22 protein-coding genes are annotated in these 21225 nt (G+C 48.7%); 21 read left to right on the top strand and 1 reads right to left on the bottom strand.

Features of this window, described 5'->3' with window-relative positions; all coding sequences use genetic code 11:
• The 11 genes from rimI to trmB all read left to right on the top strand — a co-directional run bounded on the left by rimI (position 1) and on the right by trmB (position 10254).
• Entirely contained in the window at positions 1 to 495 is a 495-nt protein-coding gene (rimI, locus tag C504_RS17495) for a ribosomal protein S18-alanine N-acetyltransferase (protein ID WP_018688907.1), read from the top strand.
• A 60-nt stretch (positions 496 to 555) separates the two neighbouring features.
• Entirely contained in the window at positions 556 to 966 is a 411-nt protein-coding gene (locus tag C504_RS0108495) for a Fur family transcriptional regulator (RefSeq protein ID WP_018688906.1), read from the top strand.
• The gene (locus tag C504_RS0108490) at positions 966 to 1748 is read left to right on the top strand and encodes a lysophospholipid acyltransferase family protein (RefSeq protein ID WP_018688905.1); all 783 of its coding nucleotides are present in this window, start codon (positions 966 to 968) and stop codon (positions 1746 to 1748) included. Before C504_RS0108495 ends, C504_RS0108490 begins: the two co-directional genes overlap by 1 nt.
• Before the next feature lie 41 nt (positions 1749 to 1789).
• Positions 1790 to 3196: a tRNA (N6-isopentenyl adenosine(37)-C2)-methylthiotransferase MiaB gene (miaB, locus tag C504_RS0108485; protein WP_018688904.1), complete on the top strand. Its 1407-nt coding sequence runs from the start codon at positions 1790 to 1792 to the stop codon at positions 3194 to 3196.
• A gap of 20 nt (positions 3197 to 3216) precedes the next feature.
• Complete coding sequence (locus tag C504_RS0108480) at positions 3217 to 4299, top strand: PhoH family protein (protein ID WP_018688903.1); 1083 nt, start codon at positions 3217 to 3219, stop codon at positions 4297 to 4299.
• On the top strand, positions 4289 to 4768 hold the full coding sequence (gene ybeY, locus C504_RS0108475; RefSeq protein WP_018688902.1) for an rRNA maturation RNase YbeY: 480 nt from the start codon (positions 4289 to 4291) through the stop codon (positions 4766 to 4768). Before C504_RS0108480 ends, ybeY begins: the two co-directional genes overlap by 11 nt.
• A 6-nt stretch (positions 4769 to 4774) precedes the next feature.
• Positions 4775 to 5899, top strand: coding sequence for a hemolysin family protein (locus tag C504_RS0108470; RefSeq protein WP_018688901.1), 1125 nt, complete (start codon positions 4775 to 4777; stop codon positions 5897 to 5899).
• A gap of 69 nt (positions 5900 to 5968) precedes the next feature.
• Positions 5969 to 7555, top strand: coding sequence for an apolipoprotein N-acyltransferase (gene lnt, locus C504_RS0108465; protein ID WP_018688900.1), 1587 nt, complete (start codon positions 5969 to 5971; stop codon positions 7553 to 7555).
• A gap of 149 nt (positions 7556 to 7704) precedes the next feature.
• A complete protein-coding gene (locus C504_RS0108460; protein ID WP_018688899.1) occupies positions 7705 to 8124 on the top strand; it encodes a helix-turn-helix domain-containing protein in 420 nt (139 codons plus the stop codon).
• 142 nt (positions 8125 to 8266) lie between these two features.
• Complete coding sequence (gene metK, locus C504_RS0108455; protein WP_018688898.1) at positions 8267 to 9538, top strand: methionine adenosyltransferase; 1272 nt, start codon at positions 8267 to 8269, stop codon at positions 9536 to 9538.
• Between the two features lie 14 nt (positions 9539 to 9552).
• Entirely contained in the window at positions 9553 to 10254 is a 702-nt protein-coding gene (gene trmB / locus C504_RS0108450; RefSeq protein ID WP_018688897.1) for a tRNA (guanosine(46)-N7)-methyltransferase TrmB, read from the top strand.
• Between the two features lie 61 nt (positions 10255 to 10315).
• On the opposite strand, the gene C504_RS0108445 is transcribed toward trmB, so the two are convergent.
• Positions 10316 to 11161, bottom strand: coding sequence for a polysaccharide deacetylase family protein (locus C504_RS0108445; protein WP_018688896.1), 846 nt, complete (start codon positions 11159 to 11161; stop codon positions 10316 to 10318).
• A gap of 251 nt (positions 11162 to 11412) precedes the next feature.
• Here C504_RS0108445 and rimP point away from each other — a divergent pair, with 251 nt between their 5' ends.
• The 10 genes from rimP (at position 11413) to rpsO (ending at position 21086) form a co-directional block, all read left to right on the top strand.
• Positions 11413 to 12036: a ribosome maturation factor RimP gene (gene rimP, locus C504_RS0108440; protein WP_018688895.1), complete on the top strand. Its 624-nt coding sequence runs from the start codon at positions 11413 to 11415 to the stop codon at positions 12034 to 12036.
• A 41-nt stretch (positions 12037 to 12077) separates the two neighbouring features.
• Positions 12078 to 13694: a transcription termination factor NusA gene (gene nusA / locus C504_RS0108435; RefSeq protein WP_018688894.1), complete on the top strand. Its 1617-nt coding sequence runs from the start codon at positions 12078 to 12080 to the stop codon at positions 13692 to 13694.
• A gap of 17 nt (positions 13695 to 13711) precedes the next feature.
• Positions 13712 to 14383 carry an RNA-binding protein gene (locus C504_RS0108430; protein WP_018688893.1) on the top strand — a complete coding sequence of 224 codons (672 nt, stop codon included), beginning with the start codon at positions 13712 to 13714 and terminating at the stop codon, positions 14381 to 14383.
• Positions 14380 to 17160, top strand: coding sequence for a translation initiation factor IF-2 (infB, locus tag C504_RS0108425; RefSeq protein ID WP_018688892.1), 2781 nt, complete (start codon positions 14380 to 14382; stop codon positions 17158 to 17160). The genes C504_RS0108430 and infB overlap by 4 nt, the downstream gene beginning before the upstream one ends.
• Before the next feature lie 47 nt (positions 17161 to 17207).
• The gene (locus tag C504_RS18750; protein WP_018688891.1) at positions 17208 to 17381 is read left to right on the top strand and encodes a hypothetical protein; all 174 of its coding nucleotides are present in this window, start codon (positions 17208 to 17210) and stop codon (positions 17379 to 17381) included.
• Entirely contained in the window at positions 17378 to 17776 is a 399-nt protein-coding gene (gene rbfA, locus C504_RS0108415; RefSeq protein ID WP_018688890.1) for a 30S ribosome-binding factor RbfA, read from the top strand. Before C504_RS18750 ends, rbfA begins: the two co-directional genes overlap by 4 nt.
• A complete protein-coding gene (gene truB / locus C504_RS0108410) occupies positions 17776 to 18714 on the top strand; it encodes a tRNA pseudouridine(55) synthase TruB (RefSeq protein ID WP_018688889.1) in 939 nt (312 codons plus the stop codon). Before rbfA ends, truB begins: the two co-directional genes overlap by 1 nt.
• A 51-nt stretch (positions 18715 to 18765) precedes the next feature.
• Positions 18766 to 20202, top strand: coding sequence for an aldehyde dehydrogenase family protein (locus C504_RS0108405; protein WP_041951611.1), 1437 nt, complete (start codon positions 18766 to 18768; stop codon positions 20200 to 20202).
• Position 20203: 1 nt separating this feature from the next.
• Positions 20204 to 20671 carry a GNAT family N-acetyltransferase gene (locus tag C504_RS0108400; protein WP_018688887.1) on the top strand — a complete coding sequence of 156 codons (468 nt, stop codon included), beginning with the start codon at positions 20204 to 20206 and terminating at the stop codon, positions 20669 to 20671.
• Between the two features lie 145 nt (positions 20672 to 20816).
• A complete protein-coding gene (gene rpsO / locus C504_RS0108395) occupies positions 20817 to 21086 on the top strand; it encodes a 30S ribosomal protein S15 (protein WP_018688886.1) in 270 nt (89 codons plus the stop codon).
• Positions 21087 to 21225: the final 139 nt, after the last annotated feature.

Here is a 21225-nt window from a genome sequence, read left to right as displayed (position 1 = left end):
ATGGCTTGGCCATTTACGAATCGTGATGTCGGGCGGCTTGGTGAAGAATCGCTGAACTATGAACATGCACAAGCGCTGGCAGAGATTCATGCCTTGACCTTTCCTCACGCTTGGACAGATGGCGATTTCCTCGCATTGTTAAATAACAGGAATGTAAGCGGTCTATTGTTGCGTGAACCCTTATCTGATGGTGGACGCAATGTCGGGTTCGTTTTGGTACGTACAGCAGCAGATGAGGCTGAAATTTTGACGGTGGCCGTGACTCCAAAATGGCAAAATTTTGGGGTAGGGCGCAGATTGCTCAACCGCATTATCGAGCGTTTGAATGCCGATAAGATTGCTTCTTTATTCTTAGAGGTGGACGAAAATAATAAAAGCGCCATCGCACTTTATAAGCGTTTGCGTTTTGAGCAGGTGGCAATTCGTGAAAATTATTATACTAAGACTGGGGGACGCAAAGCCAATGCACTGGTAATGCGCCGCGAGAATGTTTGACTTATAATCCAATTCTATAGGTGCGAGTTGTCGGGAAAACCGGAAACATCATTGGAAACTATGTTCGCTGATCGCGGCATGCGCATGACCGGACAACGGCGTGTTATTGCGCAGGTGATCGAAAATGCGAGCGATCACCCCGATGTGGAAGAGCTGTATAAGCGTGCCTCCGCGATTGATCCTAATATTTCAATTTCAACGGTTTACCGCACAGTACGTCTGTTTGAAGAGTTGCAGATCGTTGAAAAACACGAGTTTCGTGATGGGCGCGCGCGCTATGAGGCAATCCCCGAGGAGCATCATGACCATCTGATTGATGTGCGCTCCGGCAAGGTGATCGAGTTCAAAAATGATCGTATTGAGCGTCTGCAAGAAGAGATCGCGCGCGAATTGGGGTATGAGCTTGTTGAACACCGGTTAGAACTTTATGCCGTGCCCATTAATAAAGATGAAGAGTGCGATAAAAGTTGATGCTCTTTTTTCGTTTTGCGTGGGTTGCAACAGCGGCACTAATCGTGACGGCTGTTTTACTGCCCGCTCATATGATCGCCCGATGGTTGCGGCATCCGATACGCAAAAATATTGAACGGCGCTGGCACCGCGCGATTTGCAAAATTCTTGGTGTTAAAGTTGAAGTGCGCGGCTCTATGGTTCAGCCTTCGGGCCACGGCGTTCTTATCGCTGCTAATCATATATCTTGGCTTGATATTATTGTCCTTGGCTCGGTTGCTCCTATTTCTTTTGTCGCAAAAGACGAAGTCAAAGAATGGGCGATATTTGGAACACTTGCTGTATGGCAGGAGAGCGTTTTTATTGATCGCACGACAAGACTTGGAGCCAAAGCTCAGGCGGAAATTATCAATAAGCGTCTACTTGATGGTGATAATATTGTTTTATTTCCTGAGGGCACGACATCAGACGGTAATTTTATTTATCCGTTTAAGTCGTCACTTTTTGGGGCGATCGGTGTTGGCGCAGCAGCGATTAGCTCACCAATTCAGCCTGTTTCGGTTGCATACAATAAGTTATGCGGATTGCCGATGGGACGTTTTAAACGGCCTTTAGCCGCGTGGCCCGGTGACATCGAAATTGTGCCACATTTGATAGGTGTTATCAGTGAGCCTCATCTAGGCGTGGTTGTCTCTTTTGGAGAACCCGTGGAGCAATGTGAAGGCATGAACCGAAAAGAAATTACGCAAATCGTACAGGAACGTGTTGCAGAAATGACATCACTTGCCTTGCGTGGCAGATAGCCCACTTCTCAAGAGCTAGAAAAGCGACTAAAAGCCGAATTATGAGCGCACCAATTATTGAAAAAATACCATCTGCTGGCACCAATACGGACACGAAGAAAGTCTTCGTGAAAACCTATGGTTGTCAAATGAATGTTTATGACAGCCAGCGTATGGCAGATGCCTTGGCAAAAGACGGCTATGTCGAAACGTCCAGCATGGATGATGCCGATATGGTGCTGTTGAACACGTGCCACATCCGCGAAAAGGCTGCAGAGAAAGTCTATTCTGAGATTGGCCGCATCCGCATGGTGCGCGAAGAAAAACGCGCCAATGGCGGCGATTTGATGATCGGCGTTGCAGGCTGCGTGGCGCAGGCCGAGGGAAAAGAAATTATCAAACGTGCGCCAGCCGTTGATTTTGTGATTGGACCAACAACCTATCACCGCCTCGGCGAAGTGGTTGCAAAAGCGAAAACCGGCAAAAAAGTCGTTGAGACAGAATATGCCGTTGAAGATAAATTCGAGCATTTGCCAGCACCAGCTAAGAAAGTCATGATGAGCCGCGGTGTGACGTCCTTTCTGACAGTGCAGGAAGGCTGCGATAAGTTCTGCACATTCTGTGTTGTGCCTTACACGCGTGGCTCTGAGGTTTCTCGCCCTGTATCTCAAATCATGGATGAGGCAAAACGCCTTGTTGATGCAGGTGTGCGCGAGATCACTTTATTGGGCCAAAACGTTAATGCTTGGCATGGCGCAGGCGGCGATGACCGTGAATGGGGCTTAGGCGAACTACTCTACAAGCTGGCAGAAATTGATGGGCTAAAGCGCCTTCGTTATGTCACCAGCCATCCACGTGATATGGATGATGCGCTGATTGAAGCGCATCGTGATCTATCAATGTTGATGCCTTATCTGCATTTGCCGGTTCAATCGGGTTCTGATAAGATTTTAAAGGCGATGAACCGCAAACATACGGGCGATGATTATCGCAAGCTCATCGACCGAATTCGCAGCGCACGACCTGATATCGCGCTTTCAGGAGACTTTATCGTCGGGTTTCCGGGTGAAACAGATGAAGATTTTGAAGATACGATGCAGATTGTGCGCGATGTCACACATGCTGCGGCCTATTCTTTCAAATATTCGACACGCCCTGGAACGCCGGGCGCAGACATGCCAAATCAAGTGCCCGAGGATGTTAAATCGGAGCGCTTGCAGCGCCTTCAGGCCTTGTTGACCCAGCAGCAGAAAGACTTCATGCAAAGTCTGGTTGGCAAGAATATGGATGTGTTGATTGAGAAGCCTGGCCGTGAAGCTGGCCAGATCGTTGGCCGCTCACCGTGGCTTCAACCGGTCATCTGTCATGAAAGTGTCGGTGAAGTCGGCGATATTGTGAATGTAAAAATCAGCCAAGTGATGGTGAACTCCTTGGTTTCTGACACCATTGCCACTAAGTTAGGGCAGTAACAGGAAAATAGGAAACGCGTTTGACCGCTAAATCAAATGTAAAGTCTGCAGCTGATGCTGCGCCACAACAGGCAAGCATCGTCCTTACCTTCGACAATAATAGCCATGCGCGTGCTCTTTTTGGTCAGTTTGAGCAAAATCTCACATTGATAGAAAATCGGCTTGGGCTTGATGTGCGTTCGCGCGGCAATCAGGTTTCAATCAAGGGCGATCCTACGGCTGCTGAACAGGCGCGCCGTGCGCTTGATTCGCTTTATGATCAATTGCAAAAAACAGGCAAAGATCCAGAGCCTGCAGATGTTCAGGGCGCATTGCGAATGGCAATCGCAGCCGATGATCAGTTGCAGCTGCCGACTATGGACGGCAAAGAAAATATTGCGGCGGCACAAATTGCAACACGCAAAAAAACCATTTTTGCACGCACGCCTAATCAAGATAAATATATGCGCGCACTGGATCGCTGCGAACTTGTGTTCGGCGTAGGGCCCGCTGGTACAGGTAAGACATATCTTGCTGTCGCACATGCGGCGATGCTGCTCGAACGGGGCCATGTTGAGCGTATTATTTTGTCGCGCCCTGCTGTTGAAGCCGGTGAACGATTGGGCTTTTTGCCCGGCGACATGAAAGAGAAAGTCGACCCATATCTGCGTCCGCTTTATGATGCGCTCTATGATATGATGCCGGGCGAACAAGTGGAACGTGCCTTAACAGCAGGTCTCATCGAAATTGCGCCCTTGGCGTTTATGCGTGGCCGCACTTTGGCAAATGCGGCGGTTATCTTGGATGAAGCGCAAAATACGACCTCCATGCAAATGAAGATGTTTTTGACACGGCTTGGCGAAAATGGCCGCATGATGGTGACGGGCGACCCAAGTCAGGTGGATTTACCACGCGGCGAGAAATCAGGTTTGATCGAAGCATTGCAGGTTTTAGAGGGTGTCGACGGTATTACCGAAGTGCGCTTTAAAGACGTTGATGTAGTGCGTCATCCACTCGTTGCTAAAATTGTAAGTGCCTACGATTCAGCTCATGGCGCTTATGAGGCTGCAGGGCGCGGCACCTATCCGCGCCGCCGAGATAAAGAAAGCGGCGATGCTAGTTGAAATTGATATAGCTGAAAATGCCGGTGATTGGCCTGATGTTAAAGACCTTGCTCAGCGCGCCATCACCCATGTTTTTGATATGCTTGAAATGGCAGATGTGGAGAGCGAGCTAAGTCTTGTGCTTACCGATGATGCCGAGGTTCAAGGGTTAAATGCTGCTTGGCGCAAAAAAGACAAACCAACAAATGTATTGTCTTTTCCTGCATTTGAGATTGAAGCAGGCCAAAAACCTGGTCCAATGCTTGGTGATATTGTGCTTGCCTACGAAACGGTGAAGCGTGAAGCTGAGCAGGAATCAAAGAGTTTTGAAGATCATACAAGCCACTTGATCGTACATGGACTATTGCATCTTTTAGGCTATGACCATGAAAATGACACCGAAGCAGAACATATGGAAGGTTTAGAAACAACGATTCTTGGTAAAATGGGTATTGATGACCCTTATGCGCCAGATGATGTTGCTCGTTGAAAGTCGATGGAACAATCTGAAAGCGGCGATAGTCGCACACCTGACAAAGAACAAAGCACAGCACTCGTTGTTGTTGATCAGCCCCTAGATAAATCTGAAACGCGTGGGCAGCCCGGTTTCTTGCAGCGCCTTGTCTATCTGTTCCGGCCTCAATCGGGTTCGGTACGTGAAAGCCTGCACGATGCGCTGAATGCGCAAAGCGATAATGATGAAACAATCTCGCTCGATGAACGCGCAATGCTCAGCAATATTTTGCGTTTGCAAGGCATGCGGGTTGACGATGTTATGGTGCCGCGTGCTGACATTGAGTCATGTGAGATTAAGACGACACTGGGTGAGCTTTTAAAGGTGTTTAAGACATCTGGTCATAGCCGTATGCCGGTCTTCGCAGAGACTTTGGACGATCCGCGCGGAATGGTTCATATTCGCGATGTTGTAACGCATTTGATAACAACAGCAGAAAAAAAGCCGCGCCGTCGCCGCAATAAGGCGGGGAGCGCAGATACTGCCAAAAACACCAAAAATGATGCGACTTTAGCCGCGCTAGCTGACATTGATTTGGGGCGCGTTGATCTTAGCAAGACCATAGAAGAACTAAAATTAATGCGCGACGTTCTTTTTGTTCCGGGCTCTATGCACGCATCGGATCTTATGGGCCGCATGCAGACGCAGCGTATTCAGATGGCACTTGTCATCGATGAATATGGCGGAACAGACGGACTTGTATCGCTAGAGGATATTGTTGAGATCGTGGTCGGCAATATTGAAGACGAACATGATGATGTTGATGTTTTGATCGAAACTGTTTCTGACGGTGTTTATATTGTTGATGCGCGTCTTGAGTTGGAAGAAGCGTCAGCACTTTTGGGCCGAGAGTTTTTAACCAAAGCACAAGAAGAAGATGAGGATGTCGATACTATTGGTGGGCTGATCTTCTCAATTCTAGGCCATGTTCCTGTGCGCGGAGAAGTTATTCCTTCATTTTGTGGGTATGAACTCGAAGTGCTCGATGCTGATCCACGCCGTATTCGCCGTGTTAAAATATCGATTTCGCGCCAATTGGCACGCAAGCGTCAGACGCGCCGTGAGGTAAATGCCGTCCACGAAGATACAGCGGCCCCAGCAGAATAAATTACAATGTTCGCGCAAGTGTGCGAACACTGTTAATTCTATTGATGACGTGATTCGAATGAGGTGGACGTGCAGCGTCTTTCGCAAAAAATATTACTGCTTTCAGGCTGGAAGCGTGCGCTAATCGCGTTCATGATTGGCGCATTGACGGCGCTTGCGCTTGCGCCATTCCATTTTTTCTTCATTGGGTTTCTCACATTCCCTATATTGGTCTGGTTACTCGATGGTGCGGTAGGCCGTATTGAAGCTGGTCGCATTGCCCGTCATTTTCCGGCGTTTTGGACCGGTTGGTTCTTCGGTTTCGGCTACTTTGTTGCAGGCCTTTGGTGGATTTCAAATGCGCTTTTAGTCGAAGCACCTGAATTTGCTTGGGCTATTCCACTTGCCGTTCTTGGGCTACCTGCTTTGCTTGCCATTTTTTACGGCGCTGCAACGGTTTTAGCCCGAAGCTTTTGGTCCTCCAGTGTCGCGCGGATATTTGTGCTCGCAGCTTCATTTGGTGTCGCAGAATGGTTGCGCACCTTTGTTTTGACCGGTTTTCCTTGGAACGCATTATCCAATACTATTCAGCCATCACCGCTCATGATGCAAAGCTCGGCCTTTGTTGGTGCCGACGCGATGAATGTTTTAGCGGTTGCTTGTTTTGCGCTTCCGGCAGCTTTTTTCACAAAGGGTCGTGAGCGTATTCTGGCGCTTATATGTTTTATGATCCTTCTTGGCGGGCATTTAGGCATTGGTGTATGGCGGTTGAACTACAGCCCAGAACCTGATGCAGAAGGCAGTATTGTGCGTATTGTTCAACCAGCGGTTGATCAATCCACCAAGCTTGAACCTGGCGATGGCAAAGAGGTCTTTGCTGCCCTTTTGGAACTTTCTTCGCAGCCAATTGTCGATGAGACCTTGGCACGGCCGCGTTATATTATTTGGCCAGAAACGTCTGTGCCCTTCATTTTAACGCGTGAGCCTCAGGCTGTCGCGGCAATTGCCGACATGCTAAAGGTCGGACAAAGCTTGATCGCTGGTGTGGTGCGCGAAGAAGTTGATGAAGACAGTGATGGCAGTCAGCGCCGTTATTATAATTCAATGCTGCTCATCAATGATGAAGGCATCATTACAAGCGCCGCAGATAAAACGCATTTGGTGCCATTTGGTGAATATTTGCCCTTTTCGGAACAGCTGAAACAATGGGGCTTTAAAGCCGTAGCGGCGGCGGATCGGGGTTATTTTTCTGGCGCGCAAAGACGAAGCCTGCCTATCTCTACAGGGCTTACAGCAATTCCATTGATTTGTTACGAGGTGATTTTTGGCAGTGAAATCAATCACTTAGAGAAAACTGACGGGCTTATGATTAATGTAACCAATGATGCTTGGTATGGACATACACCGGGACCATACCAGCATTTTCATCAAAGCCAATTACGCGCTGTCGAAATGGGTATGCCCATGGTTCGTGCCGCCAATAATGGCATTTCTGGTTTTATTGACGCGAAGGGGCGTATTAAGGCAAAATTGGAGTATGGGCAGACAGGTGCAATCGATGCAGAATTGCCTGCTAGCCTTGCCATTCCTTTTGGTAAACAGTTCCAATCACAAATATTTTGGTTGCTGGTTGTTTTGTTTGCTACTATTGGCATTGTTTCGCGGACACGAGGGTGAGTTTGCGTTTGAGTGCCAATCCAGTCGTTTGACTCATTTGGTTAAAAGTGGAAATTACTTGCGAGAGAGCTTTGCTAACGTGCAGAGCCAGCGAAATAATGCCGCTTGAGCGGAGCAAATAATGCCGCCTGAGCGGAGTGAGGACGATTATGACCGATACAAAGAAGGTCCCCAACCCTATTGATATTCATGTCGGGAGCAGAATTCGTCTGCGCCGTACAATGATCGGTATGAGCCAAGAAAAACTAGGCGATTCACTGGGTATTACATTCCAACAAATCCAGAAATACGAAAAAGGTTCCAATCGTGTGGGCGCGAGCCGACTTCAGAATCTTGCAGGTATTTTAAATGTACCGGTTTCATTCTTTTTTGAAGATGCGCCAGGCAGTGATGCGGTTGTGCCCGGCGGTCTTGAGGAGACATCGACAAGTTATGTCGTCAACTTTCTCTCCAGTTCTGAAGGTCTTCAACTCAACCGTGCCTTCGTTAAGATTTCTGATCCAAAAGTGCGTCGCCGCTTGATTGATCTTGTAAAGACGCTGGCTGACGGAGATGAAGGCACAGTTTAACGCATAGGTAAAACATATGCACTTATGTTTATATCTTTCTATTATGCTGTCTTGCCCTTGACCTTTATACCTCAAACCAATATCCAAACTGCCAATATTCGGTGGCAATTGCCGCTATTACCCTATTTGCAGGATTACCGATATGAGCCGCCAAAATTACCTCTTTACCAGTGAATCTGTCTCCGAAGGCCACCCTGATAAGGTATGTGACAGGATCTCTGACGAAATCGTAGACATGATTTATAAAGAGGCGCGTAAAAGCGGTGATGATGCCGTGTGGAATGTGCGCGTTGCCTGCGAAACACTAACGACGACCAATCGCGTTGTGATCGCTGGGGAAGTACGTGTTCCGGAGACTTTCTTCAAGAAAGACAAGTCTGGTAACGTGCTCAAAGACGCAGCGGGAAATCCAGTAATTGCACCAGGACGTTTTCGCTCTGCAGCACGTCGTGCCATTAAAGATATTGGTTATGAGCAAGATGGCTTCCATTGGAAAACTGCAAAAATCGATGTTTTGCTTCACGCTCAATCAGCGGACATCGCGCAGGGCGTTGATAATTCTGCCGACCGTCAAGGTGAAGAAGGCGCAGGCGATCAGGGCATCATGTTTGGCTATGCGTGTGAGGAAACGCCAGAGCTTATGCCAGCCCCAATTTACTATGCGCATAAAATTCTTGAACTGTTGGCAACCGCACGAAAAACAAGCGAGGGTGATGTTTCTAAGCTTGGTCCAGACGCAAAGTCACAGGTTACAGTGCGCTATGAAGATGGCTTGCCAAAAGAAGTAACATCGATCGTGCTTTCAACACAGCATCTTGATGCGTCATGGGATTCCAAAAAAGTACGCGCCGTATGCGAGCCATATATTCGTGAAGCATTGACAGATTTGCCAATTGCTGATGACTGCGTCTGGTACATTAATCCGACGGGTAAATTTGTGATCGGCGGCCCTGATGGTGATGCTGGTCTAACTGGCCGCAAGATTATTGTTGATACTTACGGCGGTGCAGCCCCCCACGGCGGCGGTGCATTTTCTGGTAAAGACACAACCAAGGTTGACCGTTCGGCTGCTTATGCATCGCGTTATTTGGCGAAAAATATTGTTGCTGCCAAACTTGCAAGCCGCTGCACAATTCAGCTTTCTTATGCAATTGGCGTGGCTCAACCTTTGTCAATTTACGTTGATACGCATGGCACAGGAAAAGTGCACGAAAACAAAATTGAAGCTGCAATCCGCGAAACTATGGATTTGTCGCCGGGCGGTATTCGTCGTCATTTGAACTTGAACAAGCCAATCTATGCGAAAACTGCAGCTTATGGTCATTTTGGCCGCAAGGCTGGGCGCGACGGTTCGTTCTCATGGGAAAAAACGGACATCGTTAAAGCGCTTAAAGCCGCTGTTGTTGCTGCCTGATCGGCGCATAGGTGATGAGCGAAGATAGACGAAGCCGTTCTACAGAGGCATTTTTTGGCAGAAGGCGCGGTAAGGCAATGAAGCCGCGCCAATCAGGTCAATATGAGTCGCAATTACCCAAATTGCGCATTGCTATCGATACAGACACAGCCCCCGCATCGATGTCGGCGTTATTTGAGCATGCGCCAGCGAAGGTGCGTCTTGAAATTGGCTTCGGCGGCGGCGAGCATCTCATTCATGAGGCGACACGCTTCCCTGATATTGGTTTTATTGGTGTAGAGCCATTCGTTAATTCAATGGCGAAATTTCTGGCCAATGCTAGCGAAGCAGGTTTGGAAAATCTTCGCGTCTATGATGATGATGCCACCCAGCTTCTTGATTGGATGCCAGCAAATTCGATTGATGGCATTGATCTTCTTTATCCAGACCCTTGGCCAAAGAAGAAGCATTGGAAGCGTCGTTTTGTGAACCCGCAAAATTTGTCTCGCTTTGCCCGCGTTATGAAACCGGGAAGCTTGTTCCGTTTCGCATCAGATATCGACACATATGTTAATTGGACACTCAATCATTGTGATGAGCATCCAGATTTTGAGTGGCTGGCGCAAACTGCTGATGATTGGCATACGCCCTATGGGGCATGGCCTGGCACGCGTTATGAGGCAAAAGCCTTTAGAGAAGGTCGCACGCCTGCCTATCTAACATTCCTACGAAAGTAGATTTGGCTTAACGCGTTTGAAGCGCCCGCAATTGCAGGCGCTTCTCATTGGTTGTTGCCGTTTAATTGTCAAGTAAGGCAACGGCCCCACCGGCACCGCGCGAAGGCTGTAAATTGACGACTTTATAGCCATCTGCTTTCAATCGGCGCAGCAATGTCGGTAACATCGTGGCTGTACGATTATGAAGATCATGCAACAATATGATGCCGTTACCTTTGGTGTGTAAACGCTTCATTGTTTGCTCCACGACATGCGCAGGGCTTACTTTAAAATAGTCTTTGCTATCAACGTCAACGTCGAGAACCACTGTTCCGCGTGAGGCGAGGTGGTCACGTAGTTTTGACGTGTGGCTTAGATATGGAAAGCGGAAGAAAGCAACTTCGCTGCCAGTGGCCGCGCGTACAGCGCGCTCGCCTCGGCGAATATTATCAATCGCGGAAGAGAAACTTTGTTTGGCAAGGTTGTCGTGATTGTAGGTATGGCTACCTATGGCATGTCCTTGTTGTGCAACGCGTTTTGCAAGGGCTGGATTTGCCTTTGCCATCTGACCTACCATAAGAAATGTTGCTTTGATGCCATGCTGATCAAGCGCATTTAAGACGCGTTCAGTTTTGCCGGGCGCAGGACCATCATCAAACGTCAGGATGACCTCTTTATTCCGCAGTTTTATATCTCGAATTGAGGAGGCGTAGATGGTCCGTCCAGCAAGGCCGTGGTTTGAACTATAGTTGTTTTCATACTCTGCTTTGGGCTCTTTTGGGCGGAAGATGAGAGGTTCATCTGCTTGGTAAGACGCTGCAGTGATTGGTCGATCTGCACTAAGGCTCGTAACCGGTTTGGGTTTGGACGCACAGCCCGCGACGATAAGCCCAGCGAGAACGCTGACAAAAACACTCGAAAAACGCATAATCAATTTACCTATACAAAACAAATGAGCCGTAAGCGAAGCCCTTAACAAACATGGTAAATGCTCTTGGTTAATCAGCTGCAAACAAACGTGGTTAGCAAAAAGTAAACCGCGAACTTTGGCTGAATACCGAGAATTTCAACAGCGTCCTTGCAAATCCGTCAGTGTGGGCGTATATCAAATGAAAATCTTGATCGAACGAGCAAGAGTGGGCCTAACGGACCCGCTCTTTTTTATTACTTAAAGGGCCTATGACCGAACAAAACGCTTTACCTCCGGTGGAAAACTATGAGCCGCGCCTCATCACAGAGACGGGTGTTGATGCTCGTATTGCTTCCATTGTTGAGCCAGTCATTAATAGTGCGGGTTATGTTTTATGCCGCGTCCGACTAAGTGGTTTGAATGGCCTTACCTTGCAAATTATGGTAGAGCGGCCAGACGGCACAATGACGGTTTCTGACTGCGAAGAAGTCAGCCGCATAGTGTCACCGCTACTTGATGTCGAAGACCCTGTTGAGCGCCAGTATTATTTGGAAATTTCAACGCCAGGTATTGATCGGCCGCTTGTTCGCAAATCAGATTTTGCAAAATGGGACGGGCATATCGTTAAGTTGGAAACGTCACGCTTGGTGGAAAACCGCAAACGGTTCCGTGGTACTATTACAGCGGTTACCGAGAGCGAGTTCACACTGGTGCCGGACAAGGCAACTTACGGTGAAAACAGTTCAGTGGTGATTCCACTCGATGCGATAAGCGATGCTCGATTGATTTTGACTGATGAATTGATCCGCGATTCTTTGAAAGCGGAAAAAGCTGCGCGCATAGCGCGTGGTGAAACGATAGACGACGACACAGATAATAACGACAACTCTTAAAGTGAAATGCTGATGGCTTGGCGCCATCAAGGAGAACTTTCATGGCCATAAGTGCAAACAAACTAGAGCTTCTTCAAATTGCGGATGCTGTTGCGCGTGAAAAACTGATCGACAAAGAAATTGTCATCGGTGCGATGGCGGATGCCATCCAGAAGGCAGCGAAGTCCCGCTATGGTCAAGAAACCAATGTGCACGCGGACATTAATGCCAAAACTGGTGAAATCCGACTTGAGCGCTTGATGGAAGTTGTCGACGTAGTCGAAAACTATGACAACCAAATCCATATTGATTTGGCACGTGCTGATAATCCTGAAATCGAAGTTGGCCAGTTCACGCGCGAAACATTGCCGCCGCTCGATTTTGGCCGCATTGCAGCGCAATCTGCAAAGCAGGTTATCGTGCAAAAAGTGCGCGAAGCTGAGCGTGATAAGCAGTATGATGAATACAAAGACCGTGTTGGTGAAATCATCAACGGTACTGTTAAGCGTGTTGAATATGGCAATGTGATTGTTGATCTGGGCCGCGGCGAAGGCATTATTCGCCGTGACGAACTGATCCCACGTGAGACTTACCGTTATGGTGAGCGCGTGCGTGCCATTGTTTATGATGTGCGCCGTGAACAGCGTGGCCCGCAAATATTCTTGAGCCGTACGCATCCACAATTCATGGCGAAACTCTTCCAGATGGAAGTGCCGGAAATCTATGATGGTATTATCGAGATCAAATCCGTTGCTCGTGACCCTGGTTCACGTGCAAAAATCGCCGTTATATCTTCAGATTCTTCAATCGATCCTGTTGGCGCTTGTGTTGGTATGCGTGGTTCACGTGTTCAGGCCGTTGTCGCCGAACTTCAGGGTGAAAAAATCGATATCATTCCTTGGCAGCCAGATGCGGCTTCCTTTATCGTGAACGCGTTGCAGCCTGCTGAGGTTGCTAAAGTGGTTCTTGATGAAGATGCTGAGCGTATTGAAGTTGTTGTGCCTGACGAGCAATTGTCATTGGCAATTGGTCGCCGCGGACAGAACGTGCGTTTGGCATCACAGCTAACAGGCTGGGATATTGATATCCTGACAGAGGAAGAAGAATCTTCTCGTCGTCAGAAAGAGTTTGCCGAACGCTCTGAATTGTTTATGCATGCACTAGACGTTGATGAAATGGTTGGTCAGCTACTGGCATCTGAAGGTTTCTCTTCGATTGAAGAGGTAGCCTATGTTGATGCTGATGAAGTTGCGGCAATCGACGGTTTTGACGCAGATACTGCTGGTGAGATACAAACACGAGCAAATGAGTACCTAGAACGTATCGAAACAGAAAATGACGAAAAACGTAAAGCACTTGGCGTTGAAGACCTTCTGATCGAGATTCCAGGTATGACAACAGCAATGTTGGTCACGCTTGGTGAAGATGGTATCAAAACCATGGATGACTTTGCTGGCTGTGCCGTTGACGATCTGTGCGGATGGCGTGAACGTAAAGATGGTGAGACAAAAACATTTGATGGTCTCTTTACACCTTACGGAACAACACGTGCCGAAGCAGAAGAGATGATTGTTACTGCGCGCCTTGCAGAAGGTTGGATTAAGCAGGAAGATTTGGATGCAGACGCTGAGGCTGAAGCAACTGAAACTGATGAAGCAGAGGTATCGAACGCGATTTAACGATTTGCGTGACAATTATGACCAAGGGCAATGCATCTGATATGAATGACCGCAAATGTATTGTCACAGGTGAAAGTGGTGACGCGGACGTTTTGATGCGGTTTGTCATTGGGCCAGGTGATCAGGTTGTGCCTGATTTAAAGCGAAATTTACCTGGTCGTGGTTGTTGGGTGCGTGCTGAGCGCACATATATAGAGAAGGCCGTTGCTAAAGGGCTATTTGCGCGTGGGTTTAAACAAAATGTTGCCGCGCACGCCGATTTGCCCGATCTGGTTGATCAACTGCTTCAGCGCGCTGCCCTTGGTAGCTTGGGTTTGGCACGAAAGGCTGGAGCAGCAATTTTCGGTTCGGCGCAGGTCGACAAAGCGGTTCGTGCAGGCAAAGCATTGGCAGTTTTGCACTCTACGGCGGCAGCGCCGGACGGCGTAAGAAAGATAACGCAAGCCAGACGCGCAACAGTGCATCTGGGTGGTCCAAGAATAGAGTCGTTTACTTTATTTGGACGTGACGAAATGGATTTGGCTTTTGGCGGCGGAAATGTGATACATGCCGCAATAATGAATGCTGGACCGGGTGCAGCAGCGCTGAAAAGACTTAATGCGCTGAAAATGTATCGGCAGATAGCAGATGAACATGACATGCCAGAAGGACAAAGCTTCTGGGATGAGGAAGAAACGGACGAAGAATGAGCGATATGAATTCTGACGACAATAAAAAAGGCGGCTCTGGGCGCACTCTCTCTTTAAAGGGTAGTGGTTCAGGTACTGTGCGTCAAAATTTGAGCCATGGCCGCTCTAAGCAGGTTGTGGTTGAAACGCGCAAACGCAAGTTTCTAACGCCTAAAGAAAAAGCGGCTCAGGCTAAAGCTGAAGCCGATGCGATGGCAGCGGCAGCAGCGGCTGTTGCAGCCCGCATTAAAGAAACGGAAACACGTGTGGAAACACCGCCGCCGCCAGGTAAAGTGGTGCGCGAGACCCCAGCTGTTGTTGAAGAGACGGCACCTGCTGCGGAAGAAGTTGTTGCACCGCAGGAACCTGAGGTTGCATCAGTTAAAGAGGTTGCTCCTGTTAAAGAGGTGCCAGAAGAAAAATCGGCGCCTGTTGAAGCTAAAGAGCCTGTAAAGCCGACGACGCCGCCGGTACAAATACCTGCTAGAGCGCCAGCGCCAAAGGCTGCGAAACCTGTTGTCAATAAAGCACGTGGCCGCAATCTATCAAAGAATGAGATGGACGCTCGTATGCGTGCGCTCGAAAGTGCAAAAGAACGTGCTGCTGAAGATGAGGCACGCGCGGCTGAAATGACACGCCGACGTGCGGCAGAAGAAGATTTCCGCCGTAAGCAGGACGAAGAAGCTGCAAAACGCGCAGCTGATGAACAGCGCCGCGCTGAAGAAAAAGTGCGCGCTGAAGAAAAAGCGGCCAAAGCGGCACAAATGTCTCCAGCTGATGCGGAAGCAGCTGCTGCACGTAGCGAAAGCAAACGTGGTAGCGCTATGCCAACGCCAGTGCGTCGCCCTGAAAAAGAAGATGCTAAACCAGCGCGTAATACACGCGGCACAGATCAGCGTCGTCGTGGTAAGCTAACGCTCGCCAATGCGACAGGTGATGGCGAAGGCCGATCACGTTCAATGGCAGCGATGCGTCGTCGCCAAGAGAAAATCAAGCGCGCGCAAAGCGGTCAATCTGGCCCGCGCGAGAAAGTAGCGCGTGAAGTGCAGCTACCTGAAACAATCACTATTCAGGAACTAGCTCAGCGTATGGCAGAGCGTTCGGTTGATGTCGTCAAGTACCTCATGAAAGAGGGACAGATGATGAAGCCAGGCGATTTGATTGATGCTGACTTGGCGCAATTGATTGCTGAAGAATTTGGCCACACTGTTAAGCGTGTTACCGAAGCGGACGTTGAAGAAGGTATCTTTGACGTTCAGGACAAGGTCGAAGATCTTGAAACCCGTGCACCGGTTGTCACTATTATGGGCCATGTTGACCACGGTAAGACATCATTGCTCGATGCTATTCGTAATGCGCGTGTAACTGCAGGCGAAGCCGGCGGTATCACACAGCACATTGGTGCCTACCAGGTTGAGCAAAACGGTCAAAAGATCACATTCCTTGATACACCTGGCCACGCTGCGTTTACTGCAATGCGTGCCCGTGGTGCGCAGGCTACAGATATTGCGATCCTCGTGGTTGCAGCTGATGATTCGGTGATGCCGCAAACGATTGAGTCTATTGCTCATATCAAAGCGTCAGGCGTTCCGATGATCGTCGCAATCAACAAAATCGACAAACCATCTGCTGATCCGCAAAAAGTTCGCACAGAGCTCTTGCAGCATGAAGTGTTTGTAGAATCGATGGGTGGTGACACGCAGGAAGTTGAAGTTTCGGCTCTTAAGGGCACAAACTTGGACGGCCTTTTGGAAGCGATTTTGTTGCAGTCTGAAGTTCTTGAGTTGAAAGCCAACCCGAACCGTTCTGCAGAGGGCACAGTTGTTGAAGCCAAATTGGATAAGGGACGCGGTGCTGTTGCAACCGTACTCATCCAAACGGGTACATTGAAAACAGGCGACATCATTGTTGCTGGTTCGCAGTGGGGTAAGGTTCGTGCATTGATCAACGATCAAGGCGAACAGATTGCAGCAGGTCTGCCATCAATGCCGGTCGAAATTCTTGGCCTTAGCGGCACGCCGCAAGCTGGTGACCGTATGGCGGTTGTTGATAGCGAAGCGCGGGCACGTGAAATCACAGATTACCGTCAACGTTTAGACCGTGAGAAAGCTGTTGCGCGTCAAACAGGTGCGCGTGGCTCACTTGAACAGATGATGGCTTTGGCTGCCGATAAGGATCGTGCAGAATTCCCACTTCTTATTAAAGGTGATGTACAGGGTTCTGTAGAAGCCATTAATGGTGCGCTTGATAAAATGAGCACGGAAGAAGTGATCGCACGTGTCATCCATTCGGGTGCCGGCGGTATTACAGAAACCGATGTGTCGCTTGCAGAATCTACAGGCGCTGCAATCATGGGCTTCAACGTTCGTGCCAATAAACAGGCACGTGAGGCTGCGGAAGCAGCTGGCGTAGAAATCCGCTACTACAACATCATCTATAACCTACTTGATGATGTAAGAGCTGCGATGGAAGGTCTTCTATCTCCAGAACGCCGTGAAACATTCCTTGGTAACGCGGAAATGCTCGAAATCTTCAACATCACGAAAGTCGGCAAAATTGCTGGTTGTCGTGTCACTGAAGGTAAAGTTGAGCGCGGTGCTGGTGTTCGCCTTATCCGTGACAACGTTGTTATCCATGAAGGTAAACTGAAAACACTCAAACGCTTCAAAGACGAAGTTGCTGAAGTGCCTTCTGGTCAAGAATGCGGTATGGCATTTGAAAACTACGAAGACATTCGCGAAGGCGATGTTGTTGAATGTTTCCGTGTCGAAGAGATCGCACGTAAGCTTGAAGCTTAATTAAAACTCACACCGGACGGTCCAATCCCGTCCGGTAGGGGAGCAATATGACGCTTGAATTCAAGCATAATACCACGGCACATAAAGCGCCCAGCAAGACAAAGCTTGGCTATGCTTCACGTTTTTTAACGGGCGTAGCAAACGCTGCCGAAATACGAATTTCAAAACTCAACCTCAAGCTATGTTCTCATTATCAATGGAAGAGCGCAAATAACCTATGAGTAAAACAAACGAACCAAATCAGCGCCAGCTACGTGTTGCGGAAAATGTACGCCATGCATTAACGCAGCTTATTCAGCGCGGCGATCTGCAAGATCCAGCCCTTGATGGCGTGGTTCTATCCATTACTGAAGTGCGCATGTCATCGGATTTGAAAATTGCAACAGCTTTTATTACGGCATTTGGCCAGCAGGATATGCAGCCCATTGTTAAGGCGCTCGCAGCAAATGCAAAATTTATACGCGGCCGTGTTAGCCCGCAATTGCGTGAAATGAAATATATGCCGTCATTTCGTTTTAGGCCCGATACGAGTTTTGACAATTTCTCGAAAATTGATGCCTTGCTGAAAAGCCCAGAAGTTGCACGCGATCTTAATGACGATGAGGGCGAAGACTAATGGCACGTCAACGCAAGAAAAAAGGCCGTCCAGTCTCCGGCTGGATTATTTTAGACAAGCCGCTGGAAATGGGGTCAACAGAAGCTGTTGGTAAAATCAAATGGTTGTTTGGTGCGCAAAAGGCAGGCCATGGTGGCACACTGGACCCGCTTGCGACGGGGGTTTTGCCAATCGCATTGGGCGAAGCAACCAAAACGATGCCCTATGTAACAGACGGAACCAAAGCATATCGGTTCAAAGTTGCATGGGGCGCGCAAACATCGACGGACGACCTTGAAGGCGAACAAATCAAGACCTCGGAAAAGCGGCCAGAACGAGCTGAAATAGAAGCCATTCTTGCCAATTACACAGGTGTGATTAGCCAGATACCACCGCAGTTTTCGGCCATCAAAATTGATGGTGCACGCGCTTATGATCTTGCTCGCGGTGGTGAGCAGGTGGACATTAAAGCCCGTGAAGTTGAAATTGATGAGATCAAGATCACTGAACACGCAGCGGATGAAACCACTTTCGAAGTTGAATGCGGCAAGGGCACTTATGTGCGCTCATTGGCGCGTGATATGGGTATTGAGCTTGGCTGTTATGGCCATGTAACCGAGCTGCGCCGCACACTTGTTGAGCCATTTGACGAAGCTGATCTTGTGTCGCTCTCTGATTTGGAAGCTGCAAAGCCAGAAACAAGTGATGACGAAGCGGTCGATTATAGCGCGCTTGATGCGTTGCTCCTCGATACAGGCGAAGCGATGGGTGGTTTGCCGCGCGTTGAGCTTTCTGATGAACAGGCCCAGCGTATTCGTATGGGTAATCCTGCTTTGTTGATTGGCCGGGATGCGCCAATTGCAGAAGATGAGGCATGTGCTTTCATCAAAGGAAAACTGCTGGCTATTGGTGAGATTGGTAAAGGTACATTTCAGCCCAAGCGCGTATTTAATCTTTGATCATAGGGCTTTTTGTTTAGCGTCGTTTAACCTACATTAGGGCTTCAAGACATGGAGCCCAAAATGATCGACAAGCGCAATTTTTATATCAATGGCAGCTGGGTAAAACCGCTCGTTGAAAATGATTTGGAAGTGATTGATCCTGCGACGGAAGAAGCGTGCGCGATTATCTCTTTGGGAGCGAAAGCTGATCTCGATTTAGCGGTAAAAGCTGCAAAAGATAGCTTTGATAGCTGGGCGGCAACACCCGTTAATGAGCGCCGCGCACTTATCGTCAAGCTTGGCGAAATCATGAAAGAGCGCTTGAGCGAGTTGGGCGAAGCCATCAGCCTAGAGATGGGCGCGCCGATTGACCTTGCCGCAAATGATCAGGCAGGTGTAGGGGCTTGGCATCTAAAAGGCTTCCTCAAAGCGCTGGATAATTTCGAATGGGAAAAACCATTCCAAGACGGGCAGACAATTATACGCGAGCCTATCGGTGTCTGCGGTCTCATCACGCCTTGGAACTGGCCAATCAATCAAATCACATTAAAGGTTATTCCGGCGCTTGCGACGGGATGCACATGCGTTCTTAAGCCTTCGGAAATAGCACCACTATCTGCCATGCTCTTTGCTGAATTTGTTGATCAGGCAGGCTTTCCCAAAGGTGTCTTTAACCTTGTAAATGGTGATGGCGCAGGCGTTGGCGAAGCCATGTCATCGCATCCAGATATTGATATGATGAGCTTTACCGGTTCAACACGCGCCGGAGCGCTTGTCACGAAAGGGGCGGCTGATACGGTTAAGCGTGTAACGCTTGAACTTGGCGGCAAATCACCGAATATCATTTTTGCCGATTGCGATCTGGAGAAAATGGTAACCGGCGGCGTTGAGCATTGCATGGAAAATACTGGTCAGTCATGTAATTCGCCAACGCGTATGCTGGTTGAAGAAAGCGTATATGAGCAGGCGGTATCTATCGCCAAAATTGCTGCTGAAAACGTGAAAGTAGGCAATCCAAGAGAAAAGGGCAGCCACATCGGCCCGCTTGTCAGTCAGATGCAATATGACAAGGTTCAGGCGCTGATTGAAGTCGGGATCAAAGAAGGTGCGCGGCTCGTGACGGGCGGCTTGGGTCGTCCTGAAGGCTTTAATCGCGGATATTTTGTCCGTCCGACCGTATTTGCAGACGTAACGCCGGATATGACGATCTACAAAGAAGAGATTTTTGGTCCGGTTCTATCCATGATTGCGTTTGACGGTTCAGAAGATGAGGCTGTGCGCCTCGGTAATGATACCCCATACGGTTTGGCTGCTTATTTGAGCACGGATGACAAAGAAAAAGGTGATCGCGTTGGACGCCGCCTGCGTGCTGGTATGGTGCGTGTGAACCGTAAAGGGCTTGGCATGGGCCATCCTTTTGGTGGCTATAAACAGTCTGGTAATGGCCGCGAGGGCGGCGCTTGGGGATTAGAAGATTTCACGGAAGTGAAAATTCTTTCGCAATAAAATGACCACACTAACGATCAAAGATGATGATCTTATGGGATCAGAGATTGCCGCTCTCCTGCAGCGGCATCTCGACCATATGTTTGCGATTACACCGGCTGAAAGCGTTTTTGCGCTGGATATAGATGCGCTTCGTGTCCCTGAAATAAGCTTTTGGTCTGCATATTTAGATGGTGAACTGGTTGGGTGTGTTGCGCTCAAGGATCACGGCAATGGCTTGGGTGAGATTAAATCCATGCACACACTGGAAAAACACCGCGGAAAGCGCATCGCTTATCATCTGGTTAAACATCTCATTGATGAAGCGCGTGAACGCGGTTTGGAACGTTTGAGTTTAGAAACGGGAAAAACAGAGCACTTTATGCCCGCACAAAAGCTCTATGAACGCTTTGGGTTTACCGCCTCTGGCCCATTTGCGGATTATGGTCCGGATCCGCACAGCTATTTTATGACATTGGCGCTTGCTTAGTTTAAACAAAGCTCCCTCTTTCATTTCATGCCAAAATAGACTATGTGCAGCGCAATACAGCAAATATTTGCAGTATATGGCCCTTGCTGGACGACATCCCGGTCTGGGCGACCGATTAACCCTTCATTTTAAGAAAGGACATCCGATGTCGATTACACCTGAGCGTAAAGCTGAGTTAATCCAGAAATTTGCCACAAAAGCTGGCGATACTGGTTCACCGGAAGTGCAAGTAGCGATCCTTACAGACCGCATCAACACACTCACAGGTCACTTCAAAGACCACAAAAAGGATAACCATTCCCGCCGTGGACTTTTGAAAATGGTTTCTTCGCGCCGTAGTCTTCTAGACTATTTGAAGCGCAAGGACGAAGCACGCTATTCAAAGCTCATTTCAGAGCTTGGTCTACGTCGCTAACTGAATTGAGAGCGGGCTTTGGCCCGCTCTTTTTCCAGTGAATTTGATTTCATTGGAAAGAAGAACGGGTTTGAATATGTTCGAGAAAGAAAGAACATATTCTATGGGGCAGGATTGCCGGTTACTTGTATTCAAGTGC

The organism is Ahrensia kielensis DSM 5890 (genome assembly GCF_000374465.1).
GTDB classification, from domain to species: domain Bacteria; phylum Pseudomonadota; class Alphaproteobacteria; order Rhizobiales; family Rhizobiaceae; genus Ahrensia; species Ahrensia kielensis.
Note: the sequence above shows the minus strand (reverse complement) of the source record. Positions and strands in the feature narration are given on the sequence as shown.